Source organism: Nocardia sp. XZ_19_369 (assembly GCF_015355715.1).
Classification (GTDB): Bacteria; Actinomycetota; Actinomycetes; order Mycobacteriales; family Mycobacteriaceae; genus Nocardia.
Genome location: NZ_JACVED010000003.1, coordinates 338,075 through 353,127 on the forward strand (window position 1 = coordinate 338,075; position 15,053 = coordinate 353,127).

Annotated in this window: 13 protein-coding genes; 7 read left to right on the forward strand and 6 right to left on the reverse strand. The window is 67.9% G+C overall.

The window, feature by feature from the left end; genetic code table 11:
• Window positions 1-25 precede the first annotated feature (25 nt).
• The 4 genes from IBX18_RS13230 to IBX18_RS13245 form a co-directional block, all read right to left on the reverse strand.
• The gene (locus tag IBX18_RS13230; protein WP_194834000.1) at window positions 26-1,405 is read right to left on the reverse strand and encodes a S41 family peptidase; all 1,380 of its coding nucleotides are present in this window, start codon (window positions 1,403-1,405) and stop codon (window positions 26-28) included.
• A 121-nt stretch (window positions 1,406-1,526) separates the two neighbouring features.
• The gene (locus tag IBX18_RS13235) at window positions 1,527-2,360 is read right to left on the reverse strand and encodes a DUF1542 domain-containing protein (protein ID WP_373889186.1); all 834 of its coding nucleotides are present in this window, start codon (window positions 2,358-2,360) and stop codon (window positions 1,527-1,529) included.
• An 87-nt stretch (window positions 2,361-2,447) separates the two neighbouring features.
• Window positions 2,448-3,914: an NAD(P)/FAD-dependent oxidoreductase gene (locus IBX18_RS13240; protein ID WP_194834001.1), complete on the reverse strand. Its 1,467-nt coding sequence runs from the start codon at window positions 3,912-3,914 to the stop codon at window positions 2,448-2,450.
• A 147-nt stretch (window positions 3,915-4,061) separates the two neighbouring features.
• Entirely contained in the window at window positions 4,062-5,204 is a 1,143-nt protein-coding gene (locus IBX18_RS13245) for an acyl-CoA dehydrogenase family protein (RefSeq protein WP_194834002.1), read from the reverse strand.
• 181 nt (window positions 5,205-5,385) lie between these two features.
• On the opposite strand from IBX18_RS13245, the gene IBX18_RS13250 reads away from it, so the two are divergent.
• The 5 genes from IBX18_RS13250 to IBX18_RS13270 all read left to right on the forward strand — a co-directional run bounded on the left by IBX18_RS13250 (window position 5,386) and on the right by IBX18_RS13270 (window position 11,309).
• A complete protein-coding gene (locus tag IBX18_RS13250) occupies window positions 5,386-6,345 on the forward strand; it encodes a PHB depolymerase family esterase (protein ID WP_194834003.1) in 960 nt (319 codons plus the stop codon).
• A 358-nt stretch (window positions 6,346-6,703) separates the two neighbouring features.
• The gene (locus IBX18_RS13255) at window positions 6,704-7,090 is read left to right on the forward strand and encodes a metalloregulator ArsR/SmtB family transcription factor (RefSeq protein ID WP_194834004.1); all 387 of its coding nucleotides are present in this window, start codon (window positions 6,704-6,706) and stop codon (window positions 7,088-7,090) included.
• Window positions 7,091-7,275: 185 nt separating this feature from the next.
• Window positions 7,276-8,253 carry a cation diffusion facilitator family transporter gene (locus tag IBX18_RS13260; protein ID WP_194834005.1) on the forward strand — a complete coding sequence of 326 codons (978 nt, stop codon included), beginning with the start codon at window positions 7,276-7,278 and terminating at the stop codon, window positions 8,251-8,253.
• Between the two features lie 132 nt (window positions 8,254-8,385).
• A complete protein-coding gene (locus tag IBX18_RS13265) occupies window positions 8,386-9,615 on the forward strand; it encodes a serine hydrolase (RefSeq protein WP_194834006.1) in 1,230 nt (409 codons plus the stop codon).
• 56 nt (window positions 9,616-9,671) lie between these two features.
• Window positions 9,672-11,309: a long-chain fatty acid--CoA ligase gene (locus IBX18_RS13270; RefSeq protein WP_194834007.1), complete on the forward strand. Its 1,638-nt coding sequence runs from the start codon at window positions 9,672-9,674 to the stop codon at window positions 11,307-11,309.
• Window positions 11,310-11,379: 70 nt separating this feature from the next.
• Here the strand turns inward: IBX18_RS13270 and IBX18_RS13275 are convergent, their stop codons facing one another.
• Both IBX18_RS13275 and IBX18_RS13280 read right to left on the reverse strand, forming a co-directional pair.
• Window positions 11,380-11,772, reverse strand: a complete 393-nt coding sequence (locus IBX18_RS13275) for an SCO5389 family protein (RefSeq protein ID WP_107654096.1) — start codon at window positions 11,770-11,772, stop codon at window positions 11,380-11,382.
• Window positions 11,773-11,832: 60 nt separating this feature from the next.
• Window positions 11,833-12,879, reverse strand: a complete 1,047-nt coding sequence (locus IBX18_RS13280; protein WP_194834008.1) for a nitronate monooxygenase — start codon at window positions 12,877-12,879, stop codon at window positions 11,833-11,835.
• A gap of 249 nt (window positions 12,880-13,128) precedes the next feature.
• Between IBX18_RS13280 and IBX18_RS13285 the strand changes: the two genes are divergently transcribed.
• Together IBX18_RS13285 and IBX18_RS13290 are read left to right on the forward strand one after the other, a co-directional pair.
• Window positions 13,129-13,950 carry a M23 family metallopeptidase gene (locus tag IBX18_RS13285; protein ID WP_147136003.1) on the forward strand — a complete coding sequence of 274 codons (822 nt, stop codon included), beginning with the start codon at window positions 13,129-13,131 and terminating at the stop codon, window positions 13,948-13,950.
• A 91-nt stretch (window positions 13,951-14,041) separates the two neighbouring features.
• Window positions 14,042-15,028, forward strand: a complete 987-nt coding sequence (locus IBX18_RS13290) for a LuxR C-terminal-related transcriptional regulator (RefSeq protein WP_107654099.1) — start codon at window positions 14,042-14,044, stop codon at window positions 15,026-15,028.
• Window positions 15,029-15,053: the final 25 nt, after the last annotated feature.

The window sequence follows — 15,053 nt, forward strand, 5'->3', positions numbered from 1 at the left end:
AGTCTCAGACAGTTTGCTCGAACCGTCAAGAGCCGCTGGTCAGCCAGCTGACCGCGCGATCGAAGGCGGAGTCATGGTTCAGGGCGAACTCTTCTTCGGTGAAGACCGGCTCGGTCAGTTCGGGTGGGATGCCGGTGCCGTCGAAGGTGCGGTCGTCGGAGGTGAGGAATTCCTCGTTCGGCACGCCGAACCACCAGTCCTCGTGGCCGGCGCCGGGCAGCTTGCGCTGCATGACATCGGAGAACACGCCCTGCGTCGGTTGCCCGATTCGTGTTGTGCGCGAGGGCCGTTCGAGCATCGCCTGGGTGAAGGTCTCGCCGGCGCTGACGGTGGAGCCACCGGTCAGGATCGCGACGGGACCTGCGTACGCCCCGTGCGCGGGTTCGACGCGCTGCGGCTGGGGTCCGACGGTGCGGGTCTTCTTGGCGTAGGCGAAGTACGGGCGGTCGGTGAGCCGGGCGGCCAGTTGCAGGCCGAGACTGTCCGAGCCACCGCCGTTGATCCGCAGGTCCAGGATGAGTCCTTGCAGCCGGATACGCCGGTCCTCGGTGAATATCGCGTCCATGGCGCGGTCGAGTTCGGCGCTGTCGGCGGCGAAGGTTCGCTCGGTGGTGTAGCCGCTGAACGCGGAGAGCCGCAGGTAGCCGTAGTTCTGGCCGGGCAGGTCGGCGTAGCCGATGCGGCCGTTGGCGTATTCGGTCAGTGGATGTTGCTGGAGGTCGCGGCGTTGCACGTACTCCTTGACCTGTTGGTCGAGTTGCGGGCTGGGGATGGTCGTTCCCGGCCTGACCGTGCCGAAGAACCTGCCGTCGCCTGCCGATACGACCACGTGGGCGTCGTGCAGTGGCGCAACCATTTCCCGCAGCACCGTGAAGAGTGCGTCATCATCGCCGCGCTGCTCGGCCCGGACGGCGCGCTCGCGAGACTTGTCCCGAACCTGCTGCCAGTCAACGCCTTTCGCCGCGAAGAAAGGGTAGTGCTCCTGAAAGGTCTGCCAGAAGACGTCAAAGGCGGCGGGCACGACCGAGCTGGTGCACGAGAGCGGTAAAGCGGAAAGACGTTGTAGCGTGCGATCTCCGGGCGACCCGTCGATGTGCAGCGTGGCCTGATCCGGACTGCCGCCGGGGCGCAGGGTGAGTACGTCCTTGTCTTCGGTGACGTAACGGCCCTGGTTCCCGGAACGTGCTGCGGTGTCGTCCTTCAGGCAGCTGAGCGCGGTCAGCTGGTAGCTCTCGAGCTTGTCGGCATGCACGGAAAGCACGCTGCCGTAATCGTCCACCTGCCAAAAGCCGGATGGAAAGTCGACGGCGGGCGGTGTATCCGCGGAATTCCCGCAGGCCGTGATCGTGCCGACGGCCACCAGTGCGGCGGCGATGGCTGCGGTTCGCTTGCGCTGCATGGTCATTCGTCCACGGTTCACCATGGCTCGGTGCGGTGGCAACCGGGGAGGCAGGTCGAATGAGGGTGGGGTTAACCGTACTACTCGGCACGCACAGCGAATTTGCCGTCAGTTCGCCAACGGGGTCTCAGAAGCTCCCACCATCGAACCCACCACCGCCATCGAACCCACCACTGCTATCGAACCCGCCACTGTCCCAACCGCCATCGAACCCGCCTGTGTCACCGCCGGACTCGTACCCACCGGAGTCGACCGCACCGCTGTCGCCACCCGCCTCGAACCCACTGTCCCCGGCGGCCAACCCGTCCTGAAACCCGTCGCCGTACCCACTCTCGAACCCTTGCGCGTCATACCCGACCCCGGCCATCCCGGAGAACAGCGACGAGAACAGCAGCGCCGACCCGATCCCCCAGGCCCCGCCGATCAGCGCGGGCTTCCACCAGGGCTCGGAGTACCAGCCCGCGGGCACCGGCCGCCCAGCCACCCGACCACCCGGGTAGTAGTTCGGTGTCGCCGACGAGGGATTGGGCGAGGCCGCGATCTCCCGCCCCTCGTGCTCGATTACCCGCTGCTCAGTGACCTTGCCCGCGGCGTCCTGCCCGTCGAGAGCGGGCACCTCGGGCCCAGGATCCATGCCCATCGCACTACGCGCGGCCCGGATGTAATACAACCCTTCCACCGCGGTCTGCTTGGCCAGCCGCGCCTGTGTGGGCGTGCGCGCCTGATCCAGCTGCGACCCGGCGGCGAGATGCCGTTCGGACGCGTCGACCAACGCTTGCTTGGCCGCCTCGTTACTGCCGCTGAGGTTGTAGATCTGACCGCCGAGCCGCTCGTTGACCTGGCGGGCGTCGGCCAGCGCGTCAGCGAGCGCGTCGGCGGTGCGCTGCTTGCTCTGCCGGGCCAGCACGAGGACGAAGGCGCCCACCGCCACGATCACCACGACGATCAGTAGCCACAACACCGCGCACCTCTTCCGTTGCCGGGATCCGAACTGGCGTCCAGTTTACTGGGCGCTTGCTGAGACCCGGCTGAAAAACGGTGGCGCGGGTCAGCGCGCGTCCGCCTGTGCTTCGTCGAAGTCGGCCAGGTCGAAAGTCTTTGTCTTCCAACGGTAGAGCACGGTGGCGCCCGGCCAGTTGTTGGTGATCCTACCCGCAGCGTTGCGGTACCAGCTGGAACAGAAGTTCCACGGCGTATCTTTCAGCCGCCGCTGCAGCCAGTCGTCCCACTGCTGTTCGGCATTCGCGCGGGCGGCGAGATAACGGCCGGGCCGGTCGGTGAGGTACTGCACCACCTGACGGATGTAGCGCGCCTGCGATTCCAGCATGTAGATGATCGAGCCGGAGCCCACATTGGTGTTCGGGCCGTACATCATGAACAGGTTCGGGAAGTTCGGCACGGACAGGCCGAGGAAGGCCCGTGCGCCTTCCGCACCCCAGACGTCGGTCAGCTTGCGACCGCCGATGCCGTAGATGTTCATCGGCGCGAGGAACTCGGTGCCCTTGAACCCGGTGCCGTAGACGATCACGTCGACCTCGTGCTCGACGCCGTCGGCGGTCCGGATACCGGTGGGCGTGATCGCCTCGATGGCGGTGGTCTCCACGGTGACATTCGGCTGGGCCAGCGCCGGGAAGTACTCGTTGGAGAACAGGCCACGCTTGCAGCCCGCCGCGTAATCGGGAGTCAGTTTCGCGCGCAGGCCGGCGTCGGGGACCTGCTTGGCCCGGTGCCGGTCGGCCAGCGCGATCACCGGCGTCTTCATCGCCGGAATATCGGTCAGGGCCAGCGCGAGCACCTCGAACAGTGACCAGATGGCGAACCGCTCGGCGAACCGGGTCGGCGGCAGGTATTTGAACACCGCCTTGTGCGTGGTGCTGTATTCGGTATCGAACTTGGGCAGCACCCACGCCGCCGAGCGCTGGAACAGCGTGAGGTGCGCGGCCTCGGGCTGGATGCGTGGAATGTATTGGATCGCACTGGCTCCGGTGCCGATGCAGGCGATCCGCTTGCCGCTCAGTTCGACGTCGTGATCCCACTCGGCGGAGTGGAAGGCGGGGCCGGCGAAGGTGTCGATGCCGGGAATGTTCGGCATGGCGGGCCGGGACAGCTGACCGACCGCGGGCACGAGAATATCGGCGGTGAGCTGGGCACCGTCCGCGGTGGTGACGGTCCAGCGGCCGGTCTGTTCGTCGAACTCGGCGTCGGTCACCTCGGTGCCGAACCGGATGAACCGCTCCAGGTCGTGCTTGCCTGCGACACCGCGCATGTACTCGTGGATGTCGCGCTGCTCCGAAAAACGCCGTGGCCAATCGGATTTGGGCTCGAACGACCAGGAGTACAGCGGCGAAGGCACGTCGCACGCGGCGCCGGGGTAGGTGTTCTCCCGCCACACCCCGCCCAGATCCGCGGCACGCTCCAGGATGGTGAACGTCTCCACCCCGGCCCGCCGCAGCTCGAGCGCCACTCCGAGCCCCGCGAACCCGGCTCCGATAATGATGATGGACGGCGTTGTCATGATCTGAGCCTAAGGTGCGAACCCGCAGGTCCGAAGAGATCCGCGGTCAATGAATCGGCATTTTCGGCCATATCTGCCGCGAAAGTCCGCACGCTTTCAGGTCCGCAGACCCCGCCGCCGGTGCGATACCGACGACGGGTGCGGCGGTCAGTTGCCCGCGAGCTGGCGGGCGATGACCAGGCGTTGGATCTGATTGGTGCCCTCGAAGATCTGCATCACCTTGGCCTCGCGCATGTAGCGCTCGACCGGGAAGTCCTGGGTGTAGCCGTACCCGCCGAAGACCTGGACGGCATCGGTGGTCACCTTCATGGCGGCGTCGGTGGCGATGAGTTTCGCGACGCTCGCCTGGCGCGAGTAGGGAAGTCCGGCGTCGCGCCGGCGCGCGGCGTCGAGGTAGGTGGCACGAGCCGAGTCGACGGCGGCGGCCATGTCGGCCAGCACGAAACCGAGCCCCTGATGGTCGATGATGTGGCGGCCGAAGGCTTCTCGCTCCTTGGCGTAGGCGACCGCGTCGTCGAGCGCGCGCTGCGCCAAACCCGTTGCCACGGCGGCGATGCCGAGCCGACCGGAATCCAGGGCGCTGAAGGCGATCGAAAGCCCCTGTCCCTCTTCGCCGATCAGCCGCTCGACGGGCAGGAACGCATCGTCATAGGCGGCGGTGGTGGTCGGCACGGCGCGCAGGCCCATCTTCTCCTCGGGCTTGCCGAAGCTCAGGCCCTCGGTGTCGCGCGGTACCAGGAAACACGAAATGCCGCGGGAGCCTTCGCCGGTCCGCGCGAAGAGCGTGTAGAAATCGGCGCGACCACCGTTGGTGATCCAGGCCTTCGCGCCGTTGATCCGGTATCCGCCATCGACCTTCGTCGCCCGGCAGCGCAGCGCGGCCGCGTCGGAACCGGCGTGCGGCTCGGAAAGGCTGTACGCGCCGATGGTTTCGCCGGAGAGCATGGTCGCGAGCCAGCTTTGCTGCTGCTCTTCGGTGCCGAAGGTGAACAGCGGATGGCAGGACAGGCTGTGCACGCTGACCGCCACCGCGACCGCCGCCCAGCGCGCCGCGAGTTCCTCGAGTACCTGCAGATACACCTCGTAGGGCTGGGCGCCACCGCCGAATTCCTCGGGATACGGCAGGCTCAGCAGGCCGGCCGCACCGAGGGCCGGGAAGACGCCGTCGGGAAAGGTCCCGGTCTTCTCGCACTCGACCACCCGCGGCTCGAGCACCTTGTCGGCGATATCGCGGGTCAGCTCGAGCAGGTCCCGAGCCTCGGACGTCGGCAGCATTCGATCCACTGGCATGCCCCTACGCTAGCGAGTCCGCCGCCGTCCGGGGCGCCAGGTCGTCCCCATCGATCGGGTAGCCGGCGCGGTAGGTCGCGCCGAGGTTGCCGGCGCTCGTTCGGGACGCGTGGAATCCACTGTGCCCGTTTATTATTTGGCGCCCGGTACATTCGACCGTGACCCTCGCTGGAAGGAATCGATGGTGCGCGGTACTACTCGTCGCGGCAGGTTCGTCGTCGTGCTCGCCCTGATGGCGCTGAGTATGCAATTCCTGCTGACCGCGCCGTCATCGGCGCAGGCGGTGGTCGAGCGCGGCTTTGCCAATGCGGCGGGCACCCGCGACTACTACCTGCATGTCCCGCCCGGCGACCCGGCGGGCAAGCCGCTGATGATCTACCTGCACGGCTGCACCGACCCGTGGCGCCAGCTCGCCGACACCGGATTCACGCTGACCAGGATCGCCGACGAACTCGGATTCGTCCTCGCCTACCCGATCCAGACCGAAGAGGCCAACGACCGGTACTGCTGGAACTGGTTCGATCCGGCGAATCAAGCACGCGGGCAAGGGGAGTCGTCGATCATCGCCGACCTCACCGCCGCGTTGATCGGCGAGTTCGGGCTGGACCGGTCGCGGGTCTACGTGGGCGGATACTCCGCGGGCGGCGCGATGTCCACCGTGCTGGCCGCGACCTACCCTGACCTGTATGCGGCCATCGCACCGATGGCAGGCGGGCCGTACCAACTGGATCCGCAGACGTTCCGTGCCGACCTGAGTGGCGCGTCGATCGTGGCGGCGATGGGGGAGCGGGCCAGGCCGGTGCCCGGGTTCTTCCTGCAGGACTTGGCCGATCAGACGAGCCTGTATCCGATCGGGCGCACGAACCTGGTGCAGTGGCTCGGCGCCTACCGTCTCGCAAGCGATCTCGCCGTGCCCGCGGTGCCCAGCACGGTTACGGCGAGCGCAAATCCGGTGCCGACGACCATCGAGCGATACGACGCGGGCGGTTGCGTCCTCGCCGAATTCCGTACGCCCATCGGGCCTGACCACATCGGCGGCGGGCTGCTGATGCAGTCCGAGCGCGGGCTCGCCCTGCAGCGTGAGCTGATGAATTTCCTACTGGCACAACGGCTCGGCGGCCCTCGGCAGGCGTGCGGCTGAGCGTCCGGCGCGCAATCGGACCGAGCCGACCGGTCGGCTCGCGATGCACGTGCAGATGTGAGTGCATCTCGATGGCTCGAACTTTGCTGGCGCATGGCTGAATTCGCGCAGGTCACAGCGGTCGCCAAGGGATAGCCAGTACTGGCCGACCGGCTGGTTTTGTCTCATTCGGGATGATATTCGGCAGGTCGCCTGGCGCAGTAGTGCCATAGCGACTAAGTATGTGAGTGGTTCGATCGGGACGGACCGGCATGTCGGCGGCCACGCAGGGGGTGTCGCCGCCATTCCGGTCCGAGGGGGACACGGGCGCGTGCGATTCGGGGTAGCCGCGCCCATCCGTCTGCTCTATTATCTGCGTATGAATGCAGATAACCAGGAAGCCCGCCCGCTGGCGGACGACCAGGTAGGTCTGGTCGTCGAGGTCTTCCGGATGCTCGCCGACGCGACCCGGGTTCAGGTGCTGTGGGCGCTGGTCGACCGCGAACTCTCGGTGAACGACCTCGCGGGCTGTGTCGGCAAACCCGCGCCCTCGGTCTCCCAGCATCTGGCCAAACTGCGGATGGCGCGGCTGGTCAGCACCCGCCGCTCCGGCACCACGATTTATTACAGCCTGGAGAACGAGCACGTCCGGCAGTTGGTGGTGGACGCGGTCTACAACGCCGAGCACGCCGGCCCCGGAGTGCCGCCGCATCACCGCGACGAGGCCACCGTTCGCGCGCTACCGGGACGGCGGGCAGCGGAATGAGCTGCACGAAACATGTTACTGGACAACATCTCTCGGAGTGTGACGTGGTGAGTGCGACGGATGAGCCCGGCCCCGAGCTCGGCGGCGGCCATCACGAAAACGGCGGACGCACTCCAGGTTTCGGGCACCGACATGTGCACCCGGAACCCCACGCGCACAACCGAAGTCACGGAGTGCATGCGCACATGCACGAGCACGGCGGGCACACCCACGAGCATCCGAAAGGGTTGCGCGGGGTCCTGCGCGAGATCTTCGTGCCGCACAGTCACGACGCGGCCGACAGCGTCGATGACGCACTGGAAGCCAGCGCCGTCGGCATCCGGGCGGTGAAGATCAGCCTGGCCGTACTCGGCGTCACCGCGGTATTGCAGGTGCTGGTCGTGCTGGCGTCCGGCTCGGTGGCCTTGGCCGCCGACACTATTCACAACTTCTCCGACGCGCTGACCGCGGTGCCGCTGTGGATCGCGTTCGCCCTCGGACGCCGCGCGGCAACCCGGCGCTACACCTACGGATTCGGTCGCGCCGAGGATCTCGCCGGCCTGTTCGTGGTCGCCATGATCGCGCTGTCGGCCCTGATCGCCGGGTACGAGGCGGTTCGCCGGATGATCGCGCCGGTGCCGATCCAGCATCTCGGCTGGGTCGCGCTGGCCGGCGTGATCGGTTTCCTCGGCAACGAGACGGTCGCGCTGTATCGCATCCGGACCGGACGGCGCATCGGCTCGGCCGCCCTGGTCGCCGACGGCCTGCATGCCCGCACGGACGGATTCACCTCGCTGGCGGTGCTGCTGGGCGCGGCGGGTGTCGCGCTCGGATTCCCGCTGGCCGACCCGATCATCGGCCTGCTGATCACCGTCGCCATCCTCGCCGTGCTGCGCACCGCGGCCAGGGACGTGCTGCGCCGCCTGATGGATGCGGTCGAGCCGGGCCTGGTGACCGCCGCCGAGCGGGCCCTCGCCGCCGAGCCGGGCGTGCAAGGCGTGCGCAGCCTGCGGATGCGCTGGATCGGGCATCGGCTGCACGCCGACGTCGAATTGGACGTCGCACCGACCATCACCCTGGCCGATGCGCACCGCGTCGCGCACGAGGCCGAGCACACCCTCACCCACGTCGTCCCCAAGCTGAACACCGCCGTCGTGCACGCCTACCCGGCGCATGCGGGCTGACCTGCCACGACTGAGGGCAGACGCCATCGGTTTACTCTCCGGAGCGCATTAGTGATCGGGCCCGCCCTAGCCGCCTTACCGTTGGGTAGCATTCGCGATGTGATGTGGCTCATGGTCAGTGTGGGGTGAACAATGCTGACTCGCGTCCGGAACCTCTCGAAGCTGCCTGACCTGCTACATCGCAGCCGGATTCCGGACGACATCGAGTCCGTCGCGAGCGTCGGCGACGAGGCGGAACCGACCGAGCTAGGGCTGCCGCCCGACTACGCCGAGCGGATCTGGCGGCGGATGCAGGTGGTGTATCGCAGCGGCGTCCATCCCGCGATCCAGGTCTGTGTCCGTCGGCACGGAGTTGTCGTCTTCGACCGAGCACTCGGCCACGCGCACGGCAACGGCCCGGACGATCTCCCGGAGACACCGAAGGTGCCCGCCACTCCGAGCACCCCGTTCGTCACCTACTCGGCCTCGAAAGGCGTCACGGCGTTCGTCGTGCACCTGCTCGTCGACCGTGGCCTGATCGAGCTGAACGCGCCGATCTGCCGGTATATCCCCGAATACGGTTGCCACGGCAAGGAATCCATCACCGTCGGGCAGGTGCTCGCGCACCGCTCCGGGGTGGCGAACCTGCCGAGAGAAGCACTCACCGCCGAAGCCGTCGCGGATCGCGCACTGCTGGTACGGAATCTGTGCGCGGTGCGGCCGTCCGTCGCACCCGGCCGATTTCAGTCCTACCACGCGCTATCCGGCGGATTCATCCTCGGCGAAGTGGTTCACCGCGTCACCGGCAAGGACATCCGCACCGTGCTCGCCGAGCAGATCCTGAACCCGCTGGGGTTCCGCTGGACCAATTACGGTGTGGCACCTCGAGATTTTCCCGCCCTCGCGCGGAACTACCGGACCGGTATCGCCCCGCTGCCGCCGCTGTCGCTGGCGATGGAGCGGCTGCTCGGCGTGTCCTTCGCCGAGGCCGTCGAAACCGGCAACGACCCCGCCTATCTCAGCAGCATCGCGCCCGCGGCGAACGTGGTCAGCACCGCGAACGAGCTGTCGCGCTTCTACGAGATCTTCCGGCGCGGTGGCGAACTCGACGGCGTCCGGGTGATGCGGCCGGAAACCATTGCCGCCGCCCTCGTTCCGCAGTCCAGGATCGAGCCCGACCTGTCGCTCGGCATGAACTTCGGCTTCGGCTACGGCCCGATGCTGGGCGGCCGGGTGGTGAGCCTGTTCGGCCCTCGTCTACGCAGGCGGCGTCCTGCTCATTCGCCGACTGATTTCGTGAGCACATCGGTAACTCGCCGGGGACGGGCTAATTCCAAGCACAGCGTTACCGCCGGCCGCCGACGCAACTACCGTTGCACCTGAATCTGGCCTGAATCCGCGGAGAGGCGGGACAGGTCACTGAAGAAGAAGGAGTTCCGATGTTGAGCACTATGCAGGACGAGCCGTTGTCGCTGGCGACGTTGCTGCGCTACGCATCGACGTTTGTCGGCGATTCGACCGTGTCCACCTGGACCGGTACAGGCGTGCGCACCATGACCTATCGCGAACTCGGCGCGGACGCCGCCCGACTGGCGAACGCATTGCGCGAGCTGGGCATCGGCATCGGCGATCGGGTCGGCACCTTCATGTGGAACAACAACGAGCACATGGTGGCCTACATCGCGGCACCCGCGATGGGTGCGGTGCTGCACGCGCTCAATATCCGGTTGTTCCCCGATCAGCTGGTCTACGTGGCCAATCACGCCGAGGACAAGGTGGTGCTGGTCGACGGCACCCTGCTGCCGATGTTCGCCCAGTACTTGCCGAACCTGAAGACGGTCCGCCACGTCATCGTGGTCAACGGCGACGCGTCGACGCTGGACGCCCCCGAGGGCGTGCAGGTGCACGCCTACACCGAACTCCTTGCCGCACAGCCGGACACCTACGACTTCCCGGTGATCGACGAACGATCCGCCGCGGCAATGTGTTACACCTCCGGCACCACCGGCGACCCGAAGGGCGTGGTGTATTCGCACCGCTCGAACTGGCTGCACGCCATGCAGGTGTGCTCGCCGAGCGGCATGGCCTTCACCGGGCGGGACTCGATCCTGGCCATCGTCCCGCTGTTCCACGCGAACGCGTGGGGCATCCCGTATGCGGCGTTGATGTCGGGCGCGAATGTGCTGATGCCCGACCGGTTCCTGCAGCCGGGCCCGCTGCTGGAGATGATGGCGGCGCAGAAGCCGACCTTCGCCGCGGCGGTGCCGACCATCTGGGGCGGCGTGCTGGCCGGGCTGGCCGCGCACCCGCAGGACATCACGCATCTGCGCACCGCGGTGGTGGGTGGCTCGGCGGTGCCGCCGTCGATGATGCGTACCTTCCAGGAAAAGCACGGTGTGCGGATCCTGCACGCGTGGGGCATGACCGAGACCTCCCCGCTCGGCAGCGTCGCGCATCCGCCGACCGGCGTGACCGGCGAGGACGAGTGGGAGTACCGCTACACCCAGGGCCGATTCCCGGCGAGCGTGCAGGCCAGGCTGGTCGGCGACGACGGCACCGTGCTGCCGAACGACGGAGAAGCGCTGGGCGAGTTGGAGGTTCGTGGTCCGTGGATCACCGGCTCCTACTACGCACCGGACGGCGCCGAGGTGGACCCGGACAAGTTCGACGACGGCTGGCTGCGCACCGGTGACGTCGGCAAGATCAGCAGCGACGGCTACCTGACCCTGGTGGACCGGTCCAAGGACGTGATCAAGTCCGGCGGCGAATGGATTTCGTCGGTGGACCTGGAGAACGCCGTGATGGGTCACCCCGCCGTCGCCGAGGCGGCCGTGATCGGCGTGCCGGACGAGAAGTGGGACGAGCGGCCGCTGGTCGCGATCGTGCTCGCCGAGGGCGCCGAGGCCAAGGCCGACGAGCTGCGTGACTTCCTCGCCGACAAGTTCGCGAAATGGCAACTGCCGGAACGCTGGACGTTCATCGCCGAGGTGCCCAAGACCAGCGTCGGCAAGTTCGACAAGAAGCGGCTGCGCGCCCAGTACGCCGACGGCGACCTGACGGTCACCACGCTGTCCTGATCGGACTCGGTCGACGCATCGGCCCGGCGCGGCGGAAACCCTTGCCGCGCCGGGCCGTTGCGTTCGACGATCAGCAGTTACGCAGTTCCGGGTTCTGATTCAGCAGCTGGGCCCTGGTGCCGATGAACGTGCTGTAGGTCTCGCCGCCGACCGCGGCGAGCGGGAAGGCGGCCACCCGGTGGCAGTTCTGGAAGGCGAGCTTCACGCCGAAGTGCCGCTCCAGGCCGCCGCGGATCGCGTCGGAGGCCATGGCGCGCAGCAGCTGCCCGCGGGCCACCTCGTCCGGCGGCGGAACCACGTTGTCGGCGTATTCCGCGGTGCCCGAACGCAGTTCGCCGGCCACCCGACTCACCACTTCCCAGGCGTAGGGCAACGAAGTGCGGACGACCTCGACGAAGTCGGCGTCGTCGACTTCGCCGCGTTCGGCGCGTTCGAGCAGTGCGGTGGGGACATCGAGAGACATAGCGCTCCTCCAGAGTGGATGGCCGATGCGATGCGTCCCGATTCTAATCGAAAGTCGTTGTCAACAAACCTGGATTCGCCGCGAAAGTGCTGCGTTCAGTGCGGATTTCGTATCGGCCGCCAGCGTGCGGACCAGTTCGCCGGCCGGTAACTCCGGCGCCAGCGAATGGGTTTGCCCCGCCCAGAGATTCACGTTGTCCGGGTCGCCCGCGGCCCGGGCCTCGGCCCGCAAAGGTGCGGTGGCGTAATGGATCTCCGGGTACGCGGCGGGTGCCGTCGCGCTGTGCTCGACCATGAACTGATTGCGCAGGCCACGGGCCCGGCGGCCGGTGAAGGCGCGGGTGAGCATGGTCGGGGTTTCCGTGGCCAGCGCGGCGCGGTGCACCGGATTGGTACCCGCCTCGGGGCAGCGCAGGAACACCGTGCCGAGTTGCACGGCCGCCGCCCCCGCGGCGAGTGCTGCCGCAATGCCCGCGCCGGTACTGATACCGCCGGTGGCCACTACCGGTCGATCCGTCGTCGCGGTCAAAATCTGCAGCAGGACGAGCACGCTGAGTGGATCGGTGGCGTCGTCCTCGGGGCGGTCGACGAAGGTCGCGCGGTGCCCGCCCGCCTCCACACCCTGCGCGATGAGCACGTCGGCGCCTCGCTCGACCGCGATCCGTGCTTCGGCCGCCGAGGTCACGGTCACCCAGCTCTCCGAGCCGACCGCATGCAGCTGGGCGATCTCCTCGGCGGTCGGGCAGCCGAAGGTGAACGAGACGACCGCGACCGGATCGGCGACGAGCAGGTCCAGCTTGGCGGCCCAGTCGTCGGTGTCGTACTTCGCCTCGCCGACCGAATGGGTCCGCGCGAGTTCGGCGAGATATCCGGCGTAGCGGTCGGCGGGGGTCGCGGGGCCCGGTACGAAGAGATTGACGCCGAACGGTGCGTCGGTCGCGGCGCGGGTCGCGGTGATCCGGGCGGCGGTGTCGTGCGCACTGAGGTAACCGGCGGCCAGCAATCCGAAGCCACCGGCCTCGGTGACGGCGACGGTCAACTCGGGCGTCGAGGGTCCGCCTGCCATCGGCGCGAGCACGATGGGGACGGCCAAATCATCGATGATCACGGCTCCAGTGTGGCTTACTGGACGCCCGACCCAGTGTTTACCTGCGTCTTTGCGCAGAAGGTTGCGGAATGGTCACGCTGGCGTAGAGTTCCCATCACAACGGATGCCAAACCGTTACATCGCAAGCTTGATCGGATCGTTACCGAACCCGGCTCGCGAGCGGCCCGGCACCCGCTGAACCACCTGTTCTTCGGACGCAAGGACGCAGCTTTGTCGCACCATCGGGTAGGCCCCAGTTCCATTACCGTCATGAGCCTTATCGGCGATGAGATTTCGGGTCGGCCGACGCGGCATCGCGTCGAGTCCACCGCGACCGAGCGGGTGAAGGCCGCCGCCGGTGTCGCGGTCGCCGCGGGCGCCTTGATCGGCACCGTCACCCAGATCGCCCCGGCCGTCGCCAGCCCGTTGCTGCCCGGTGCGCACGACGGCGACGAGGCCGACGCCCCCATGACATTCCGTGGCACCGGCATCATGCCGGTCGCCCAGACCAAGATCGCCCCCGCGCCGGAGGCTCCGGCCCCAGAGGCGCCGGTCGCCACCCAGGTCGCCGCGCCGGTGGCCGCCCCGTTCGGCCTGCCGAACCTGCCGCCGGAGATCGCCGGCCCGCTGGCCCAGGCCGAGCAGATCCTCAAGGGTGTGCAGCAGCAGGTCGCGCCCGCGCCGTCGGGTGCGGTGCGCCCGGTCGCCGGCGAGGTCAGCTCCGGATTCGGTAGCCGCTGGGGCGAATTCCACTACGGCCTCGACTTCGCCGACCAGATCGGCGCCCCCATCCACTCGGTGAGCAACGGCACCGTGATCGAGGCGGGCCCCGCGTCCGGCTTCGGCCTCTGGGTCCGCGTGCAGCAGGACGACGGCACCATCGCCGTCTACGGCCACGTGAACGAGATGCTCGCCCGGGCGGGCCAGCGGGTGAACGCGGGCGACGTGATCGCCACCGTCGGCAACCGGGGCAACTCCACCGGTCCGCACCTGCACCTGGAGATCTGGGACCAGGGCGGCAACAAGATCGATCCGATGCGGTACCTCGCGGCCAAGGGTGTGCCGCTGCAGTGGGGCCCCTCGGCGCACTGATTTCGCTGCCGGGCTTGATATTCCGCCGATCCCCCCGCCTCTCTGCGGGCAGGGCTCCCCACAAGGACCGGTCGGTCGATAGGCTCGGGCCGTGACCGAGCTGGGCGACATCTTCGAGCCTGGATCACCACACGGCCGGACCTATGCCGTGCTGGTGCATCATCCGCGATCGAGTCTCGCCGATATCGCGCAGTATCTGGGCGTTTCGGAGGAGGCGGCCGCGGCCTCATTGGACGTGCTGTGTGACTTGCGCGCCGCCGTGCGCGTGAGCACTCCCGACGGCGCGCCCGCGGTGTGGGACGCCCACGCCCCGGAGTCGTTGTCGGAGGCCGAGGCTCGGCGAAGACAGCAGCAGATCAACCAGATGCACACGGCCGCAGCGCGGCTCAGCGAGACGTTCCGTTCGGTGCGCCGCTCGCCGCGCAGCAACGGCGCCGTGGTGCCGGTCTTCGAACGCCTGGAGATGCTCGCCGATTTCGAGGAGATGCAGACCGCGGCGCGCAGCGGCGTCAAGGTCATCGAGCGCGGACCGTATCTGAGCGATGTCGAGCGTGAGCGGCAGTTGTTCCTGCTCAAACGCGGCCGGCTCGGCGAGGGCATCCGCTACCAGACGCTCTACCAGGACACCATCTATCAGGATCCGGAACGGCTGCGGCACGCGCTGTCCACCAATGCCAGTGGGGCACAGGCGCGCACGCTGCCCGAGCCGCCGTTCAAAATGATTATCAGCGACGACGAACGCGCTAGCCTGGTGCTGCACGTCGACGAACGCCGCCCGGACCCCATGGGCTTGCGGATCACCGGCTCACCCGCGCTGGATCTGCTGATCAAAACCTTCGACGTGCTGTGGTCACTGGCCGCTCCGATCTCGGTGAACCCGACGGCGGAGGCGCTGGACGAACGTGACCGCGCGATCTTGACCCTGATGGGTCTCGGTGCCACCGACGACACCATCGCGCGCAGGCTCGGTATGTCGCGGCGTACTGTGGTCCGCCGGACCGCGCGACTGCTGGAGCGGCTCGGCGCGAGCACCCGATTCCAGGCCGGGGTGCAGGCAACCCGGCGTGGTTGGTTGTGAACTAGTTCACCGATCCGGGTACTCC